Annotated in this window: 17 protein-coding genes; 5 read left to right on the top strand and 12 right to left on the bottom strand. The window is 69.3% G+C overall.

Going from position 1 to position 17,890, the window contains the following annotated elements; translation table 11 throughout:
• Positions 1–47 precede the first annotated feature (47 nt).
• A complete protein-coding gene (locus tag PV646_RS27670) occupies positions 48–803 on the bottom strand; it encodes an anti-sigma factor family protein (RefSeq protein WP_500345191.1) in 756 nt (251 codons plus the stop codon).
• A 207-nt stretch (positions 804–1,010) separates the two neighbouring features.
• Entirely contained in the window at positions 1,011–1,760 is a 750-nt protein-coding gene (locus tag PV646_RS27665) for a TetR/AcrR family transcriptional regulator (RefSeq protein ID WP_500345190.1), read from the bottom strand.
• Between the two features lie 98 nt (positions 1,761–1,858).
• Here PV646_RS27665 and PV646_RS27660 point away from each other — a divergent pair, with 98 nt between their 5' ends.
• Both PV646_RS27660 and PV646_RS27655 read left to right on the top strand, forming a co-directional pair.
• Positions 1,859–2,824, top strand: coding sequence for an ATP-binding cassette domain-containing protein (locus tag PV646_RS27660; RefSeq protein WP_500345189.1), 966 nt, complete (start codon positions 1,859–1,861; stop codon positions 2,822–2,824).
• Positions 2,821–3,609, top strand: coding sequence for an ABC transporter permease (locus PV646_RS27655; protein ID WP_500345188.1), 789 nt, complete (start codon positions 2,821–2,823; stop codon positions 3,607–3,609). Before PV646_RS27660 ends, PV646_RS27655 begins: the two co-directional genes overlap by 4 nt.
• Here PV646_RS27655 and PV646_RS27650 read toward each other — a convergent pair.
• Positions 3,526–4,266, bottom strand: coding sequence for a hypothetical protein (locus PV646_RS27650; protein WP_500345187.1), 741 nt, complete (start codon positions 4,264–4,266; stop codon positions 3,526–3,528). The two genes, PV646_RS27655 and PV646_RS27650, sit on opposite strands and share 84 nt — an antisense overlap.
• 101 nt (positions 4,267–4,367) lie before the next feature.
• Between PV646_RS27650 and PV646_RS27645 the strand changes: the two genes are divergently transcribed.
• Positions 4,368–5,882 (top strand): M28 family metallopeptidase, encoded by a 1,515-nt coding sequence (locus tag PV646_RS27645; RefSeq protein ID WP_500345186.1) that lies wholly within the window; start codon positions 4,368–4,370, stop codon positions 5,880–5,882.
• Here the strand turns inward: PV646_RS27645 and PV646_RS27640 are convergent.
• Both PV646_RS27640 and PV646_RS27635 read right to left on the bottom strand, forming a co-directional pair.
• Positions 5,875–7,257, bottom strand: coding sequence for a carboxylesterase/lipase family protein (locus tag PV646_RS27640; RefSeq protein ID WP_500345857.1), 1,383 nt, complete (start codon positions 7,255–7,257; stop codon positions 5,875–5,877). The genes PV646_RS27645 and PV646_RS27640 overlap by 8 nt on opposite strands.
• A gap of 57 nt (positions 7,258–7,314) precedes the next feature.
• Entirely contained in the window at positions 7,315–8,172 is an 858-nt protein-coding gene (locus PV646_RS27635) for a bile acid:sodium symporter family protein (protein WP_500345185.1), read from the bottom strand.
• Between the two features lie 133 nt (positions 8,173–8,305).
• Here PV646_RS27635 and PV646_RS27630 point away from each other — a divergent pair, with 133 nt between their 5' ends.
• Together PV646_RS27630 and PV646_RS27625 are read left to right on the top strand one after the other, a co-directional pair.
• Positions 8,306–9,004 (top strand): LLM class flavin-dependent oxidoreductase, encoded by a 699-nt coding sequence (locus PV646_RS27630; protein ID WP_500345184.1) that lies wholly within the window; start codon positions 8,306–8,308, stop codon positions 9,002–9,004.
• Entirely contained in the window at positions 8,944–9,888 is a 945-nt protein-coding gene (locus tag PV646_RS27625; protein ID WP_500345183.1) for a DUF1152 domain-containing protein, read from the top strand. The genes PV646_RS27630 and PV646_RS27625 overlap by 61 nt, the downstream gene beginning before the upstream one ends.
• On the opposite strand, the gene PV646_RS27620 is transcribed toward PV646_RS27625, so the two are convergent.
• The 7 genes from PV646_RS27620 to PV646_RS27590 form a co-directional block, all read right to left on the bottom strand.
• The gene (locus PV646_RS27620) at positions 9,882–10,901 is read right to left on the bottom strand and encodes an MFS transporter (RefSeq protein ID WP_500345182.1); all 1,020 of its coding nucleotides are present in this window, start codon (positions 10,899–10,901) and stop codon (positions 9,882–9,884) included. The two genes, PV646_RS27625 and PV646_RS27620, sit on opposite strands and share 7 nt — an antisense overlap.
• 171 nt (positions 10,902–11,072) lie before the next feature.
• On the bottom strand, positions 11,073–12,410 hold the full coding sequence (locus PV646_RS27615; protein ID WP_500345181.1) for a cellulose binding domain-containing protein: 1,338 nt from the start codon (positions 12,408–12,410) through the stop codon (positions 11,073–11,075).
• Between the two features lie 681 nt (positions 12,411–13,091).
• Positions 13,092–13,409: a hypothetical protein gene (locus tag PV646_RS27610; RefSeq protein ID WP_189157986.1), complete on the bottom strand. Its 318-nt coding sequence runs from the start codon at positions 13,407–13,409 to the stop codon at positions 13,092–13,094.
• Complete coding sequence (locus tag PV646_RS27605; protein ID WP_500345180.1) at positions 13,406–14,659, bottom strand: choice-of-anchor P family protein; 1,254 nt, start codon at positions 14,657–14,659, stop codon at positions 13,406–13,408. The genes PV646_RS27610 and PV646_RS27605 overlap by 4 nt, the downstream gene beginning before the upstream one ends.
• Positions 14,656–15,327, bottom strand: coding sequence for an ABC transporter ATP-binding protein (locus PV646_RS27600; protein WP_500345179.1), 672 nt, complete (start codon positions 15,325–15,327; stop codon positions 14,656–14,658). Before PV646_RS27600 ends, PV646_RS27605 begins: the two co-directional genes overlap by 4 nt.
• Positions 15,324–16,016: an ABC transporter ATP-binding protein gene (locus PV646_RS27595; protein WP_500345178.1), complete on the bottom strand. Its 693-nt coding sequence runs from the start codon at positions 16,014–16,016 to the stop codon at positions 15,324–15,326. The genes PV646_RS27600 and PV646_RS27595 overlap by 4 nt, the downstream gene beginning before the upstream one ends.
• Positions 16,013–17,830: an ABC transporter permease gene (locus PV646_RS27590; RefSeq protein ID WP_500345177.1), complete on the bottom strand. Its 1,818-nt coding sequence runs from the start codon at positions 17,828–17,830 to the stop codon at positions 16,013–16,015. Before PV646_RS27590 ends, PV646_RS27595 begins: the two co-directional genes overlap by 4 nt.
• Positions 17,831–17,890 lie beyond the last annotated feature (60 nt).

The following is a 17,890-nucleotide window of genomic DNA, read 5'->3' as shown; positions in this document are numbered from 1 at the left end:
GAAGGGCCCGGATTCTGAGAATCCGGGCCCTTCGTCTGTTTCCGCCCTTACAGGTTCGCCACCACGAACGTCTTGCCCTCGGCGTTCTCCACCGAGATCGACTTGACCTTGTCGGGCGAGACGCTGACCATGCCCCGCACCTTGGAGCCCTCGACCCGTTGCTTGTCGGTCGTGGTCCAGGCGAAGGCCTCGGTCTTCGTGCCGTCCGTGCCGACCACGATCAGCTTGCACTTCTGCGCGGTGGGCAGTCCGTCGATGTTCGCCGTCACGAGGTAGCGGTCCTGCGACGACGGGGCTATCTCCGCCACCAGCTTGATCGTGCCCGCCGTCCCCTCACCCGTGCGAGTGGAGGCGATGCTGGTGTCCGGTGCCTGGTTCTGCATGAACACGGCGGCGCCCCCGAACGCGACCACAGCGGCTACCGCCGCTGCGGCGAGGTACCCCGGCCAGCGCCGGGGCTTGGCGTGCTGTGGTTCAGGAAAGTCCTCCACCACCTGTGGACTGGCTCTCGGGCGTGGGACGGCCTCCCGCTGCTGCGGAATGACCGACTCCTGCCTGATCTGCCGCAGCGTGCGCTGCAGCAGCAGGTCCGAAGGCTTGGGCAGGTCGTCCTCGAGCTCGTGCAGAAATGCCTCACGAGGCACGTCGTCAAGTGCTGTTCGGATCCGATGGAAGTCGGCGACCTGCGCACGGCAGGACGGACAGCCCCGAAGGTGCTGCTCCACGCCAAGACTCTCGTGCGCGTCCAGAACGCCGAGCGCGTAGCAGCCAAGGGTGACCGCGTCGTGCGCGCCAGCTGTCATACGACCTCCTCGTCGTCCCGATTCGACCCCCGCGGCGAAACGGTGTCACGAAGGAAAACGGGCAGATAGGAGTGGTCGGTTCAGCTTGCGAACGAGTTCATTCTGATTGCGCATAACAATGGCATTACGTAACCGCCCAACTACCCTTCACGCGTCGCCTGAGCTGCCCTTTTCACTCGATCGGACGACTCAAGGTGTCTTGAATGACTACAGGCACGCCTGTGGACGAACCAGCGGTCGTTCCTCGGACTCAATGATCACCGCGAGGCCGTCCAGGACCCGCGCGAGACCGAACTCGAACTCGTCGAGCGGGCGCTCGAAGCCGCCGGAGTTCCAGATGTGGGTCATCATCGGCAGGCGGTCCGGCGTGAAGTGCTCCCAGAGCGCCTCCCTGCCGTTCCACCACTCCTCGTCAGACACGCCGGTCTCCCGTTCGGCCCGGACCCGGTCCGCCATCGTGCGGCCGACGCCGTCGACGAAGTGGGCCACCGTCGTCACCACCGCGACGATCTCCTCGGAGGCCAGCCCGAGCTCGGAGACGGCCGCGTAGGCCGCGTCCTGGCGGGTCATGGCCTGCGGGCCGGGCATCCGGCGGGAGGCCGTGAGCTGGAGCATCCACGGGTGCGCGCGGTACATCGCCCAGACCTGCCGGGCGAAGAACTCCAGCCCGGCCCGCCACTCGCCCTTCGGCGTGTGCTCGGTCTCGCCCCACACCGCGTCGACCATCAGGTCCAGCAGTTCGGACTTGCCGGGGACGTGCCGGTAGAGCGACATCGTGGTGAAGCCGAGCGTCTCGGCGACCCGGCGCATGGTCAGCGCGTCGACGCCCTCCGCGTCGGCCACCTTGATCGCCGCCTCGACCACGCGCGACTGACTCAGCGCGGCCTTGGGTCCCCTGCTCGGCTCGGCCGGCGGCTCCCACAGCAGCCGCACGCTCCGGTCACGATCGCTCTTCACCCATCCCCCTTCACAAACTCCTTGCATGTGAATCCTAGAACCGTGTACAACGTACACCTAGTCTACGAAGTACACAGTTACGCCACGGGGGTGAAGTCGTGGGACACGCGGTGTTCGCGGAAGGCCTGCGCAAGAGATTCGACAAGAAGTGGGCGCTGGACGGGTTCGACCTGGCCGTGCCCGCCGGAACGGTGTGCGGGCTGCTCGGCCCGAACGGCGCCGGCAAGACCACGGCGGTGCGCATCCTGGCCACGTTGCTGCGCCTGGACGGTGGCCGGGCGGAGGTCGCGGGCCACGACGTGGCGCGGGAGGCACCGGCCGTGCGTCGGCAGGTCGCGTTGAACGGCCAGCAGTCCACGGTCGACGACGTGCTGACCGGCAGGGAGAACCTGGTCATGTGGGGGCGGCTCTACCACCTCTCCCAACGCCAGGCCGCGCACCGGGCGGACGAACTGCTGGAGCAGTTCGGGCTCGCCGACGCGGCGGACAAGCGAGCCAAGCACTACTCGGGCGGCATGCGGCGGCGCCTCGACCTCGCGTCGAGCTTCATCACGCGGCCCTCGGTGCTGTTCCTGGACGAACCGACCACCGGCCTCGACCCGCGCAACCGCGGCGAGGTCTGGCGGGAGGTGAAGCGGGTCGTCGCGGAGGGGACGACGGTGCTGCTCACGACGCAGTACCTGGACGAGGCCGACCAGCTCGCCGACCAGATCGTCGTGATGGACACCGGCCGGGTCGCCGCGCACGGCACGCCGGACCAGCTCAAGTCCAAACTCGGCGGTGACCGGATCGAGGTCGTGGTCCGCGACGCCGACGAGCTCCCGCTGGTGGCGGCCGTGCTCGGGCCGGACGCCGAGGTCGACCCGGACTCGTTCCGGGTGAGCGCGGCGGTGGCCGACCGGGTCGCGGCGCTGACCCGCGTGACGTCGGCGCTGGCGGCGAAGGGGGTCGAGGCGGAGGACATCGCGTTGCGCCGGCCCACGCTGGACGACGTCTTCCTCGCCATCACCGGGCACAAGGCCGTCCCGACTTCTGGTTCTACTTCCTTGGGGGTGCGGGCGTGAACGCGGTCAGGTACGCGGCGGTCGACTCGTGGATCGTCGCCAAACGGGATCTGATCCACTGGGTGCGCGAGCCGGTCAGGGTGTTCGCGAACCTCGCCTACCCGATCATCTCGGTGCTGATCTTCGGGCTGGTGTTCGGCAGCGCGATGAACGTCTTCGGCGGCGGCGACTACATCGAGTTCCTGCTGCCGGGCATGTTCGGGCAGACCATCGCGTTCGGTGTCGGCACCACGCTGATGATGGTGTCGATGGACGCCGACCGGGGCGTCACGGACCGGTTCCGCGCCTCGCCGATGTCGCAGACCGGCGTCGTGGCCGGGCGCAGCATCGCGGACCTGGTGAACTCGTCGCTGGAACTGCTGGTGCTCGCGCTGTGCGGCCTGGTGATCGGCTGGTCGTTCCACGACGGGCTGCTCAACGCGCTGGTGGCGTTCGCGCTGTTCCTGTGGCTGCGGTTCGCACTGGTGTGGATCGGCATCTACCTCGGCCTGCTGGTCAAGCCGGAGGCGGCGCAGGCGTCGTGGATGTTCCTGTTCCCGCTGACGATGTTCGCGAACACGTTCGTCTCGCCGGAGCTGATGCCGGGCTGGCTGCGGGTGGTCGCGGAGTGGAACCCGCTGTCGTCGACCGTGGCGGCGGCGCGGGAGCTGTTCGGCAACCCCGGGGTCGGCGGTGACTCGTGGGCCGCGCAGAACTCGCTGCTACTCGCGGTGCTGTGGCCGGCGGTGTTCGTGGCGATCTTCTGGCCGCTCTCGGTGCTGAAGTACCGCAACCTGAGCCGTTGAGAGGTCGGTCCGGAGCTGGTCGGCGAGCCACTTCGCGAGAAGTCGCCGCCAGTTCCGGACCCTGGCCAGCAGCTCGGGCCGCAGCGTCGCGTCGGCCTCCCACTCGCGCCAGTCCTCGCTCGCGAGCCAGCCGATGCAGCCCGCGATCCGGTGCACGCGCAGCAACTCCAGGTCCGGCATCGAGCCGTAACCGATCCAGAACGCCTGAGGCAGCGCGGTTCCGTGCAGGTAGAGGTGTTCCTCGAACGCCGCCAGCTCGTCGAGCGGATTGCCCTGACCGGGGTTGTCCCAGTCGATGAGCGTGGCTTTCCCTTCTCCGACAATGATGTTGTAGAGGTTCACGTCGTTGTGCAGCAGACCGACCTCGTGGATCTTCTTGAACGCGAGGCCGATGCTGACCCAGACCTCAGCGGAGACCGGCAGCGCGTCCGCGAGCGTCCGGCCCTCGACGTACTCGACCAGCACGTCACCGCGGCCGTTGTGCGCGAGGACCTCCGGCGCGCCGGGCACGACGAACTTCGGCAGGTCGCGCGCCACCTTCGGTTGCCGCAGCACGGCTTTGCGGCCGTCGGCGAGCGTCACGAGGTGCAGGACGTTGGTGAGACCGTCTCCTTGCAGCGGTTCGACGCGGACGGCGGTCTCCAGCAATCGGAACAACACCCACCTCCAGTGGCGACCGGTGTAACACAAGACACATCGGACAGATAAGGATCGTCGGGGGATGCATTCGGCGGCGAAGTACGCATGGAGGCATACCGATGGTCCAACGTCCTCGGCGGTTCGCACTGTTCGCGGTCCTGGCACTGGTTCTACCACTGGCCGTGACCGGACAGGCACTCGCTGATCCCAACAACAACTCTCCTGCCAAGCTCACCAAGGCGGTGACGCTGAACGGCGTCCTGCGACATCTCGACGCGTTCCAGTCCATCGCGGACACCCACGGCGACCGCGCGGCCGGACGTCCTGGATACCAGGCGTCGGTGAACTACGTGGTCTCGCAACTGTCCGCGGCCGGTTACTCACCGAGCGTCCAGGCGTTCGACTTCCCGTACGTGGAGGACAACTCACGGCTCGACCGCGTCTCCCCCGTTCCACGGGTGTTCGCGCGCGACAGCGAGTTCACCCGCAACGGCTTCACGCCGACGTTCGAGGGTGACGTCACCGGTGTCATCCAGCCGGTCGACGTGATCGTGCCGCCCGCTCCCGTGGCGAACACCAGCTCCAGCGGGTGCGAGGCGGCCGACTTCGCCGGGTTCGTCCCCGGCCGCGTCGCGCTGATCCAGCGCGGCACGTGCGGGTTCAACGTCAAGGCGCTCAACGCCCAGGCGGCGGGTGCGGCGGCGGTCGTCCTGTTCAACGAGGGCCAGCCGGGCCGCACCGGCCTGTCGACGCCGATCGGCGACACCCCGGGTCTCGCGATTCCCGTGGTGTTCGCGACCTACGCGGCCGCCGAGGAGCTGATCGTGCTCACGCCCGGCGCCACGGTCCGGGTGAAGGTGGACTTCACCGAGGAGACGCGGCAGGCGTGGAACGTGTTCGCCGAGTCCCGTGACGGCGACACGAACAACGTCGTGATGGCCGGCGCGCACCTCGACAGCGTCCAGGACGGGCCCGGCATCAACGACAACGGCAGCGGCTCGGCGGCGTTGCTGGAGACCGCGATCCACATGAAGAAGGTCAAGCCCAACGCGAAGGTCCGCTTCGCGTGGTGGGGCGCCGAGGAGGAGGGCCTGCTCGGGTCCGAGCACTACGTCGCCACGCTGCCGCCCGCGGACCGGGACAGGATCGCGCTGTACCTGAACTTCGACATGGTCGGCTCGCCGAACCACTTCTACGGGATCTACGACGGTGACGACTCGAGCGGCACCGCGCCCGTGCCGATCCCGCCGGGGTCGGCGCAGATCGAGGACGTGTTCGAGAAGTTCTACGCCGACCGGGGGCTGCCCTCGGAGGACACGGACTTCTCCGGCCGGTCGGACTACGGGCCGTTCATCGCGGTCAACATCCCGGCCGGTGGCCTGTTCACCGGGGCCGAGGACGTGAAGACGGCCGAGCAGGCGGCACGGTACGGCGGCACCGCGGGCATCGCGTTCGACCCGTGCTACCACCAGCCGTGCGACGACCGGTCGAACCTGAACCTGACCGCCCTGGACGTCAACGCCGACGCGATCGCCACCGCGGTGATCACGTTCGCGTTCGACACCTCGACGGTGAACGGCGTGCGCGCGCCCGGCAAGTCGCACGGACGCGCGCCGCGGGGTTCTTCTAGCTAGCCCAGAGGTCGCACCGGTTGTTCGCCGGTGCGACCTGCTCGGTCGCGAAGAGCCGGACGTCCTGGCGTGCCCAGCCCGGACGTCCGGTGCGCGCGAACCGGGTCCACACCCGCACCATCTCGGCGGAGAGCCTCTGCTGCTTCCCGGCGAGCTCGACACCGGCGTAGCGCATCAGGAACGGCAGCTCCGAGCCGTGATAGGCGCCGTACGGGAAGTCCGGCATGCCTGGGAAGATCATCGGCGGCTCGGGTTCGGCGAACTCGTAGCCGAACGCGTGCGTCTGCGCGCGCAGTTCGGCGGTCGGGCAGGCCGAGGTCATGTCCGAGAGCGCCGCGGACAGCGCCACTCGCTCGTCACCACCGCGCGGCGGGTAGGCGGCGAGGATCCTTTGTGCCTTGGCTGCGCCGAAACCCTCGGTCAACGCCTGCTCGTACCCGGCGGCGTCCAGCGGTGGGTAGAACATCGCGGCGAACACCGAGAACTCGTCGCGTGCGGTGCCGGCGAGCACCGGGATCCGGTGGAAGCGGCCTTCGCGCAGTGCCGTGATCGGGTTCTCCGGCAAGGCCTCCGTGCCGTACGCGGGCGAGGAGAACTGCGGTGTCAGCGCGGTGACCTGCTCGACCGTGAGCCGGCGCAGGCACGCGATGTCCGCACAACCCGACGCCTGGGCACCGGCCCGTTCCACGTCCTCGCGCTCGGCCCAGACGTGCTGGATCTGGTTCTCGCCCGCCGGGGTGCCGAACTGGCACGGTCCACTTTGGATGATCGCCCGGTGGAACAGGCCCTTCGCCCTGGGCGAGGTCAGCTGCGCGCACGTCGACAGCCCGCCCGCGGACGCGCCGAAGAGCGTGACGTTGTGCGGGTCGCCGCCGAACCGAGCGATGTTGCGCTGGACCCAGCGGAGCGCCGCCTGCTGGTCGCTCAGGCCGAACGCACCGGAGCCGGCGAGTCCCGGGAAGCCGAAGTACCCGAAGGCGCCCAGGCGGTAGTTGATCGTGACGACCACGGAACCGTTGCGCGCCAACTGGTCCGCGCCGTAGTCAGACCCGGCTCCACTGGTGAAGCTGCCGCCGTGGATCCAGACCATGACCGGTCGGTTCGCGGCTCTCACCGGCGTCGTGACGTTGAGGTACAGGCAGTCCTCTTCGGTCTCGCACCGAGGACCGGGCCTGTCTGCTTCGAGAACGCCCTGCCAGGGCTTCGCGGGCTGCGGATCGCGCCAGCGGTTCTCCCCCGCCGGCGGTGCGGCGAAGGGGATGCCCTGGAACGAGCGCAGGGCGTCGGTGGTGGTTCCTGACACATATCCGGTGTCAGTGCGGACGATTCCCGCGGCGTGGGCGGGAACAGCGGTTGCGGCAACGAGTACGGCCGCCATCAGTACGGTTGAGGTTGAACGCATGTCACGATCAACCTAACCACCACCGCAACCGCTTTAGACGACAGCCTTGTCGTTGCGGGACAACAGCCGTGCCGCCACCGCCGCCGGCAGGTACATCAGCACGCCGTACACGGCGGGCGGGATCGCCATGGTCTCGTCGTTCAGCACGGTCAGCGCCAGGGTGATCGCGATGGTGGCGTTGTGGATGCCGATCTCCATCGCGCTCGCGATCGCCTGCTTGCGCTCGACCTTGAACGCCTTGGGCACGTAGTACCCGATCAGCAGGCTGAAGATGCTCAGCAGCAACGCCACCGGGCCGAGCGTGCCGATGTTGTCGATCAGCTGCTGGTAGGCCTGCGCGATCGCGGCGATGATGACGAGCACCAGCACCACGACGGACGCGATGCGCACCGGGTCGTTCATCTTCAGCGCCCACGTCTCGAACTTGCGGCGCACGAGCATGCCGATCGCCACCGGCACCAGCACGATCGCGAAGACCTGCACGAACTTCGCCGGCTGCAGCCCGACCTCGGCACTGTCCGCCATGAAGTGCGCCATGCTCAGCCCGACGACCAGCGGCAGCGTGAAGACCGCCAGCACCGAGTTGATCGCGGTGAGCGTGATGTTGAGCGCGACGTCGCCGCCCGCGAGGTGGCTGAAGAGGTTCGCCGACGTGCCGCCCGGAGACGCGACCAACAGCATCATGCCGACCGCGAGCACGCCTTTCAGCCCGAACGCGAGCACCAGCCCGAGGCAGACCGCGGGCAGGACGACCACCTGGCAGACGAGCGCGATGACCGCGGCCTTGGGGTACTTCGCGACCCTGGCGAAGTCGTCGACGGTGAGCGTGAGTCCGAGTCCGAACATCACGAGTCCCAGCGCCAGTGGCAGGAAGATCTGTACGACTAGCACGGCGGCCTCCGCGGATGTCCAGCTTGTGCAGTTTGATCTGTTCGGAAGATCCTGGCGTTACTCCCCCGCCGATGGAATCGGCCAGGCGGCGGCACCCTCTCACGGATTCTCCCGAGTGGCGCACACTGAGCGTGTGCAGATCGGCGTGTTCACCGCGGGCGACCTCTCCCCGGCGGAGATCGTCGCGCTGGCGGTCGCGGCCGACGAGGCGGGCTTCGACGTGTTCGCGGTCGGCGAGCACCACACCCCGCCGTACACCTCGTCCTGCCCCGCCACGCTCCTGGCGCACATCGCGGCCGTCACAACGCTGCGGCTCTCCACCGCCACCACGCTGATCACCACGAACGACCCGGCCCGGCTCGCCGCCGAGTACACGACGCTGGCCCTGCTCGCCCCCGGCCGCACGGACCTGGTCCTGGGCAGGGGCAACACCGCGAAGGTGTTCGGCTGGTTCGGCAAGGAGATCGAGTACGGCCTGCCGCTCACGATCGAGAACTACGCGCGGCTCCGAGCCCTGTGGCCGGACCGGCCGTACGTCTGGCACGCCTGCGCGCGCTCGCCCGAGGTCGCCGACCTGGCGGCGGAGCACGACGACGGGCTGTTCGTGTTCGCGGGCCAGACCGAGCACGTGCGCCGGTACCGCGACCAGGCCGCGCACCCCAGGCTCGGCGTGCTCGCGGACGCACTGGACGAGGGCCTCGACCACGGACCCGACCGGCTGCTCGTGAAAGTCGGCAGCCCCGCCGACGTCGAAAAGCTAGGGTCACTGGTGTGTTCAGCCTTGCCAAGCCTCCGCTCTTCGCCAGACTCCACAAAGCACAGAACGTCCTGATCGCCGGGGCGGGCGGCGGCTTCGACGTGTTCGCGGGCATCCCGCTCGGCGTCGCGTTGCGGGGCGAGGGCAAGCGCGTGCACTACGCCAGCCTCAGCTTCAGCGACCTCGAACGCCTCGACCTCGACGCGTGGATCGAGCCGGGGCTCGCCGCCGTCGCACCGGAGACCTCCGGCGAGGACGCGTACTTCCCCGAACGCGAGCTCGCGCGGTTCCTCGGCGACACGGTCTACGCGTTCCCGCGCACGGGCGTCCGGCCGTTGCGCAGCGCGTACCGGACGATCATCGAGAAGCACTCCATCGACGCGGTCGTGCTCGTCGACGGCGGCACGGACATCCTGCTGCGCGGCGACGAACAGCACCTCGGCACGCCGACCGAGGACATGACGAGTCTCGCCGCCGCCGCGGGCATCAACGGCGTCGTGAAGATCGTGACCAGCCTCGGGTTCGGCATCGACGCGCACCACGGCGTGTGCCACGCGCACGTGCTGGAGAACCTGGCGGCGCTGGACAAGCAGGGCGCGTACCTCGGCGCGTTGTCGATCCCGTCGGACAGCTTCGAGGCCCGCGCCTACACGACCGCCGTCCAGCAGGCGCAGGACGCGACGCCGTTGTCGCCGAGCATCGTGAACGGGCAGATCGCGGCCTCGTTGCGCGGCGAGTTCGGGAACGTGCAGTTCACCACCCGCACCGAGGGCAGCGAGCTGTTCGTGAACCCGTTGATGGGCGTGTACTTCAGCGTCGACCTCGACGCGCTGGCCCGCGGCGTGCACTACCTGCCGGCGCTGGAGAAGACGCGGACGGCGTTCGACGTGGCTCTCGCGATCGAGGAGTACCGCGAGTCCGTCGACGAACGCCGCCCGAAGCGCGCCCTCCCTCACTGACGGCGCCAGATCACCAGCGCCACCACGAGAACCATCACGCCGATGGCGACGGCCGAGCCCAGCACCCAGAGTCCGTAGATCGCGAACGCCACGAACTCCGAGCCGATCGCGGCCACGGACGTGACCGTCGCGCGGGCGTCGGATTCGATCCGGTGCTGGAGCTCGGTCTCCACGTGCACCAGCACGAACCGGTAGAGGCCGTAGAACAGTCCCAAGAGGATGATCGCGAGCGGCACGGCCAGCAGTGCCGCCGCGATCAGCAGCACACCCGAGGCGAACAGCACCCAGCCGCGGAACGGCAGCCTGCCGCCCAGCGAGGCACCGGCCGCCCCCATCAGCGGAATGCCGATCGTCGCCATCGGCACCCACACCGTCGGCACGTCCCAGTCCTGCGCCAGCAGCGTGAAGTACTCCTCGAACGCGTCGATGGCGTACACCAGGGCCACTGCCAGCACGGCACGTTTGATCGGAACGGAGGCGCGCAGACCGGTCTTCAGCGTCGCGAAGTAGCCGAGCTCGTCGTCGTCCTCGTCGCCTCGTTCGGGTTCGGGGAACCGCGACGCGATCACGGACGACGCCAGGCACATCGCGACCGACACCCATCCGGCCAGCTGGTAACCGCCGGAGGAGAACAGCGCGGTGGCGATGATCGCGACCGGCACCTGGGCGATCAGCTCGATGGTGTCGACACGGGCGTTGAGCCGCCCGTACTGGTCCTCGTCGCCGTCGGCCGCCAGCCCGTCGTACAGCAGTGCCTCGAACGCGCCGGACTGCAACGTGCCGCCCAGACCCCACAGCACGAAGCCGACGGCGAAGCCCCAGAACGACGGGAACACCACCCAGGCCGCGTAGCCGAAGGCCTGCAGCACACCGGAGACGACCAGCGAACTGCGCCGCGAGAACCGGTCCGCGAGCGCGCCGGAGGGCACCTCGAAGACCACCGCGGTGAGCGACCAGATGGCGAGCAGCACCGAGATCTGGGCGTCCGACAGTCCACTGTCGGCGAAGAGCAACGCGTACAGCGCGTAGATCGGGATGAGGTGCGAACACCACGCCCACGCCGTCGCGGTCCTGGTCAGATCAGTTGAAGATCAATGTCGTCGTCGCATGGCACAAGACTAAGCCGTCAGCGCCACCGAATAAATGGCGCTGACGGCTCGTGGTCGTCCGGGTACAGCTGGTGATCAGAACCCGGCGGTGATCTTCGTGAAGGCGAGCTCGGCCTGCTGGATGCCGGAGCAGCTCGCGGACACCTGACCGTCGCAGCCGCCGCGGTCGCGGTTGACCGACCAGAAGGCCAGTCGCCCGAGGCCGTTGGACTTCGACCAGTCGCGGATCGCGGTCCAGTCGTCGACCGTGGTCAGCTCGCGCTGGTCCGACAGGCCGTTCATGCCCGAGATGCCGACGTGCTTGAACGCCTCGGCGTCGCTCCAGCCGAAGGTCGACCTGAGCTTGTTCTTCAGCCCCGTCGCCGCGCCGATGGTGTCCTGGCGGATGTTGGAGCTGCCGAAGTCGAACGGCATGAGCGTGAACACGTCGATGTTCGCGTTCAGCGCCTTGGCCTGGTCGATCAGCCGGTTGCCGTAGAAGTTCGGGCCGGTGGTCGAGGTGCCGAAGGTGACGATCGTCTGGATACCGGGGTTGTTCTGCTTGACGATCTTCAGGGCCGTGATGATCCGGTCCTGCACGACGGCGTTCTCGAACTCGTCGGTGTTCTCGATGTCGATGTCGATCGCCTTGAGCCCGTAGGCGTTGATGACCTGCTGGTACGCGCCGGCCAGCGCCTCGGGGGTCGAGCAGTTCGGGCCCAGCTTGTTGCCGCTCCAGCCACCGAACGACGGCACGATGTCACCGCCGGCCGCGCGGATGGCGTTGATCGTCTGCTGATCCACGCCCCCGGTCAGCGGACGCTGGCCGTCCCACGACGGGGTGCAGCCGCCGCTGGAGAGGATGAACGCGAGCGTGAACCACTTGACGCCGGTCTGGCTCATGACCTGCGTGGCGCTCTGCGGGTTGCCCCAGCCCAGGTACAGGTAGGGCGCGCCGCGGCCGGTGCCGGGCAACGGCGGGTTCGACGTCGTGGTCGTGGTGGTCGTCGTCGTGGTCGTCGTCGGCGGGTTGCCGGTGCCGTCGCACGAACCACCGTTGACCTTGCAGTCCGACGGAGTCGTGCCGGAGCCCTTGACGGTGAAGCCGAAGCTCACCGAGCCGCCGACGGGCACGGACCCGTTCCAGGTGTTGCGGACGGTGATGTTCTGGCCGTTCGCCCCGTAGCTGCCGTCCCACAGCGACGCGATCGACTGCCCGCCCGGCAGCGTGAACTCGACGGTCCACGACGTGAGCGCGGACCCGCCGCTGTTGGAGATCGTGTACTTGGCCTCGTAGCCGCTGCCCCAGTCCGAGGTCTTGGTGAACGCCGCCGTCACGCCCGACGCGCCACTCGCGGGCGCGGCGACAACGCCTCCGACCACGGTGGCGATCGCCAGACCCAGGGTCAGGATCTGCCAGCGAAACTTCTTCATGGTGCTCCATTCACGTGCAGGGGGAACGTGATGGCAGGCACGTTAACTGGTCTAAACCACCTGTTCAAGGGGATGAACCGGACATCGTTCGTGCTCGTCAGAGCGTTGCGAGAGAACGCTCTCACGTCCAGTCCACTTGACATTGTTGTCAGTTGACCACTGACGGAAGTCGTTGACGTGGATGAAACCGGTACCGCGACCGGCACCCGCTCTCCTGCTGTGCGGAGCACTGGATGCTCACGGAATCGCTCGCCTCATGGCGACTTCCAGTCTCGATCCGGACATTCAGGCAACGCAGACCGCGTATCGCGTCCAATCGGCTCGAACGTGGCAGGTCCCCGAGGGCGCACGAGTCCTGGAGATCGGCTGCGGCCAGGCGACATGACGGCGGTGCTCGCCGACCAGGTCGGTCCTCACGGGACGGTCGTCGGCACGGACGTCGCCCAGCCCGGCTACGGCGCTCCGGTCACGGTCGGCCAGTCCGCACGCCACCTGCTCGACGGTCCTCTCGGTTCCCGCATCAGCATGCGCTTCGAGACGGACGTGCTCACCGACGACGTCGGAGACATGTTCGCAGGCCTCGAGTTCGATCAACCGCTCGCTCGACGAGGCACCGGAGGGCCTGGCCAAGGAGTTGCTGCGGCAGAGCGCCCGGAAGAGCGGCAACGTCCCGCTACGCCCTCACAGCACGCTAGTGCGTTCCACCCGCTCCCGGTCGCGCTCCTCCAGCAACTGGAGGAGCGCGTAGGTGGTCTGCCTCTGCTCCTCCAGCAGCTTCGTCAGCCACGATCCGAAGTAGAGGAACCCGCCGACGCCGATCAGCCCGACGCCCAGGATCCCGCCCGACACGACGTACGGGATCTGTTCGAAGGTGTAGCCGGTGTGCGCGACGCCCCACCAGGCGAAGAGGATCGCCGCGATGCCCGCCGTCATCAGCATCGTGCCGGCGAGGCCGAGTCCGCTGCGCATCCGGGCGCGGCGCCGGTCCTGGATCGTCATGGGTTCACCCGCAGGTCGGGGACACCGGTCGGGTGCCCGGAGGGACAGGGGGCGCCGCCCAGCAGGAACGTGCCGAACGACTTCATGCCGAACGCTCCCGCCGCGGCGACCCCGAGACCGGTGAGCACCAGCAGCGCCGGCACGCCGGGGAAGTCGAGCAGCGAGCGGGGTTTGGCGCGGGCCGACGCGACCGGGGTGACCGTCTTCGACGGCGGGTTCACGCCCGCTACCGGGGGCACGCCGCCCAGCGCGGGTGGCGGGGCGTCGGCGACGGGTGGCACGGGGGCGAGCGGGGCGGGTGCGTCGGGTGGGGTCAGAGGTGCTGCGGCGGAAGCGTTTGCGACGGCCTCGGTGTCGCCGACGACCACGACCATCTTGCGCAGCGGGTTGAGCAGCGGCACGAGTACCTTGGGCAGCAACGGGGCCACGATGCCGTCCAGGATGCCGCCGAGGCCGAGCTTGGTGCGCAACGCCAGCACGTCGACGGTCAGCGTGAGGCCGCGGCTGGACGAGGTCGCCGCCGTGCCTTCGAGTTTCGTGGCCGCGGCGGGCCAGGCGAGGGTGACTCCCAGTGGTTCCAACGCCTTCAGCAACCCGTCCGGTGGCGCGTCCGGGGCTTTGACCGGGAACTTCTGGCCCAGCACGGTGAACTCGGCGATCGAGAACGCGCTGGTGCCGCTGCCCTTGCTGCCGTCGCTCACCGCGACGGACTCGAACTTCACGCCCGACATCACGACCAGCCCCGCCAGCACCGAGATCGTCTGCGCGGACGTGACGGCGGTGGACCTGGCCTCGGTCGCGCCGACGGAGCTGACGCTGCTGGACGACAGGCCGTCGGCGGTCAGCAGGAACGGCACCTCCTGCTTCGCGCCCGCGTGGGACTCGGCCTTCGCGGCACCGGCGGAGGCCTTCATGCCCGGCTGCGACTGGTCGGCCGGGCCACCGGGGTGCGCCGCGTTGGCCTGCACGGGATAGGCGAACCCGAGCAACTGCGGCAGACCGGTGCCGACGGCGGCCCCCGGCCACAGCGAACTGGCGAGCGAGCGGCCGATCGGGCCGGAGCCCAGTTCGGTCTGGGTGTAGGAGAGGTGCACCTCGCCCTGCGGTTCGGCCGGCACCGGGATCAGGTCGGTGTGCAGCAGCACCGACACCGGCGCGGCGCGGGCGGTCAGCGTGAAACCGCCGATGTCCGCGGCCTTCGCGGGTGCCGGGGACAGCAGGAGGAGCAGCAGGACGAGCGCGTACCTCATGACGTCCCTCCGAAGTAGACGGTGGCCAGATCGTCGTCGGCGGAGATCTCGCCGTGCGTCATGACGACGACCTGGTCCGCGACGGCCGAGGCGGTCTCGGCGAACTGCTCGACGATCAGCATCGTGACGCCGGACCGCGCGAGCTCCCCCACGACCTCGTACAGCTCGGCGACGATGACCGGGGCGAGCCCCATCGAGAGCTCGTCGATCACGAGCACGGCCGGGTCGGTGATCAGCGCGCGGGAGAACGCGAGCATCTGCTGCTCGCCGCCGGACATCGAGCCCGCGAGCTGCTTCTGACGTGCCTTGAGCTTGGGGAAGCGGTCGTAGACCACGGTCGCGTCACCCCGCATGAGCCTCAGGTTCTCCGCGACGGTCAGGTTCGGGAAGATCGCGCGGCCCTCCGGGATCACGCACAGGCCCGCGCGGGCGAGCTCGTCGGGCGCGGCGTCGTTGACGTGCACGCCGCCGAGGTGGACGTGCCCGGAGGTGGCCCTGATCTGTCCACTGAGGACCTTGACCAGCGTCGACTTGCCGGCGCCGTTCGGGCCGAGCAACGCGGTGACGGTGCCGCGCGGCACGGTCAGCGAGACTCCGCGCAGCACCTCGATGCGGCCGTAGCCGGCGTGGACGTCACTGAGTTCGATCATCTTGGCGAGGTCGATCATCCGAGGTACGCCTCCCGGACTCCCTCGTGCGCACGGACGACGTCGGGTGTGCCGGAGACCAGCAGCCGTCCCAGGTTGAGCACGTGCACGCGGTCGCAGTACCCCATGACCAGGTCCATGTCGTGCTCGACCAGCACGACCGAGCGGCCCTCCGCGCTCAGTTGCCGCAGCAGCTCGCCGAACGCGTCGGTCTCCGCGCGGTCGAGACCGGACGACGGTTCGTCGAGCAGCAGCAACGACGGGTCGGTGGCGAGCGCGCGGGCCAGTTCCAGCAGACGGGCGGCGCCGGTGGGCACGGTGTCGGCCTGGTTGCCCGCGAACTCCGCGATCCCCACGCGGTCCAGGAGCTCGTCCGCGAGCTTCACGGACCGGCGCCGGCTTTCCAGCGCCACCACGACGTTCTCCCACACCGTCAGCGACCCGAACACCTCGAGCCGCTGGAACGTCCGCGCGACGCCGAGCCGCGAGCGCTGGTGCGGGCCCTTGGCGGTGATGTCCTCGTCGTCGAGCACCACCCGTCCGGCGGTGGGCTTGCGCAGGCCGCTGATCACGTCGAACAACGTCGTCTTGCCCGCGCCGTTGGGCCCGATCAGCCCCGTGACGCCGGGTTCGACGGTCAGCGTCACGTCGTCGACCGCGGTCACCTCACCGAAGCGGACCGTCACGCCCTCCACCCGCAACGTGCTCATGCGCGCCGCCAGGACCAGGCCCGGAAACCCCAGCTGACCAGCCCGTTCGGATCCCGCGCCAGCCCGGCCGCCGCGACGCCGAGCAGCACGACCGCGACCCCCGCGAACGCCGGGAACCCGCTCTGCAGCACGGGAAGCAGCATCAGCAGCACCCCGCCGAGCAACGCGCCGGACACCGACGTGACGCCCGCGATCACCGCGAACAGCAGCAACGGCAGGTTGTTGAAGAGCTGGAAGTCGCTCGCCGCGACGGTCTCCCGCAGCTGCGCGAACAACCCGCCCGCCAGCCCCGCGATCGCCGCCGACAGCGAGAACACCCAGACCCGGATCCAGCGCACGTTGAGCCCGAGCGTCGCGCACGCCGCCGAGCTGTCCTTGACCGCGATCATCCGCCGCCCGAGCCGGCCGCGCCGGATCGCGAGCACCCCGACCCCGACGAGGACGAACGTGCCCGCGGCCAGCAGCAACTGCCCGGTCGCGGACTCGACCAGCCTCGGCACCTGCAGACTGCCCCGCACCCCGAACGCGATCGGCGACTGCAGCACGAGCTTGTCCATGAGCTGCGCGAACCCCAGCGTCGCCAGCGCCAGGTACAGCCCGCTGACCCGGAGCGCCGTCAACGCGATCAGCGCCCCGACCACCGCCGCGACCCCCGCGCCGATCAGCAGCGTCAGGGGCGACGGGCTGCCGAGCCGCGCCACCGTCACCGCGCCCACGCCGACGAACGTGAACTGCCCCAGCGACACCACCCCGCCGTACCCGGTGAGCAGCACCATCGACAGCAGCACGATCCCGAACACCAGCGCCAGCGCGAGTTGCCCGGCCACCACCGAGTCCACCAGCAACGCCAGCACCACGACCACACCGAGGAACAGCCCGGCACCGACGCCGGTCGTCAGCCCGTTCGGCACGGCGACCCCGCGCGTTCCCCGGACACCCCCGATCCGCAGCGGCGACTGCGGCATCGCGAGCAGCACCACGAACAGCAGCAACGCCGGAATGGCCGCCCGGAACGAGATCCAGAACGGCGACGACGGCAGGTAGGCCACCGCGTACGACTGCACCAGCCCGAGCCCGAGCGCCCCGGCGAACGTCCACGGCAGACTCCGCAACCGCCCGACCAGCGCGGCGGTGTACGCGGTGATCACGAGCAACGTCATCGTCACGTAGTCGAGCTGCACCACCGGCGTCAGCAGGATGCCGCCCAGCGCGGCCAGCGCCGACCCGATCGCCCAGCTCAACGCCGAGAGCCGGGCGGGCCGCGTGCCGTACAACGAGGCCAGCTCCGGCGCGTCGACGCACGCCCGCATCGCGAGCCCGGTCCGCGTCCGGTTCAGCAACACGTACAACCCGCCCGCCACGAGCACCGCGCAGACCAGCGTCACCAGGTCGTGCCCGCTGACGAAGGACTGTCCGACGTGGACGCCCAGCTGGTCGAGGAACGGCCGCACCGGACGTGCCTGCGGCGGCCAGATCACCTGCGCCACCCCGATCAGCCCGACCAGCACACCGACACCGGCCACCAGCGTGATCCCGACCGGCGCGCCCGCGAGCCTGCGCATGATGAACCGCTCGACCACCAGCCCGAACAGCGGCGCGGCCACCCCGACCACGAGCAGCAGCGCGAGCCACTGCGGGAGGCCGCGGTTCTCGGCGAGCTCCCAGTAGAGGAACGCCATGACCATGCCGATCGCGCCGTGCCCGACGTTGAACACCTTCGAGGTGCTGTAGGTCAGCACGAGGCCGCCGGCGACGACGGCGTACGCACCGCCGGTGACGAGGCCGAAGATGGTGTAGGCGAGGAGGGCGGTCATGCGCCGCTCCCGGTGTCGAGGCCAGGAGCGGACGGCCGCCCACCCTCAGCGGCGAGCCGG

It is taken from the genome of Streptomyces sp. ID05-26A, assembly GCF_033794685.1.
GTDB lineage: Bacteria > Actinomycetota > Actinomycetes > Mycobacteriales > Pseudonocardiaceae > Lentzea.
Note: the sequence above shows the minus strand (reverse complement) of the source record. Positions and strands in the feature narration are given on the sequence as shown.

Bases quoted from the DNA above. Each gene is read 5' to 3' on its own strand.
- PV646_RS27615 (WP_500345181.1), bottom strand. From the start codon at position 12,410: ATGAAGAAGTTTCGCTGGCAGATCCTGACCCTGGGTCTGGCGATCGCC.
- PV646_RS27645 (WP_500345186.1), top strand. From the start codon at position 4,368: ATGGTCCAACGTCCTCGGCGGTTCGCACTGTTCGCGGTCCTGGCACTG.
- PV646_RS27610 (WP_189157986.1), bottom strand. From the start codon at position 13,409: ATGACGATCCAGGACCGGCGCCGCGCCCGGATGCGCAGCGGACTCGGC.
- PV646_RS27590 (WP_500345177.1), bottom strand. From the start codon at position 17,830: ATGACCGCCCTCCTCGCCTACACCATCTTCGGCCTCGTCACCGGCGGT.
- PV646_RS27595 (WP_500345178.1), bottom strand. From the start codon at position 16,016: ATGAGCACGTTGCGGGTGGAGGGCGTGACGGTCCGCTTCGGTGAGGTG.
- PV646_RS27640 (WP_500345857.1), bottom strand. From the start codon at position 7,257: ATGGCGGCCGTACTCGTTGCCGCAACCGCTGTTCCCGCCCACGCCGCG.
- PV646_RS27670 (WP_500345191.1), bottom strand. From the start codon at position 803: ATGACAGCTGGCGCGCACGACGCGGTCACCCTTGGCTGCTACGCGCTC.
- PV646_RS27605 (WP_500345180.1), bottom strand. From the start codon at position 14,659: ATGAGGTACGCGCTCGTCCTGCTGCTCCTCCTGCTGTCCCCGGCACCC.
- PV646_RS27600 (WP_500345179.1), bottom strand. From the start codon at position 15,327: ATGATCGACCTCGCCAAGATGATCGAACTCAGTGACGTCCACGCCGGC.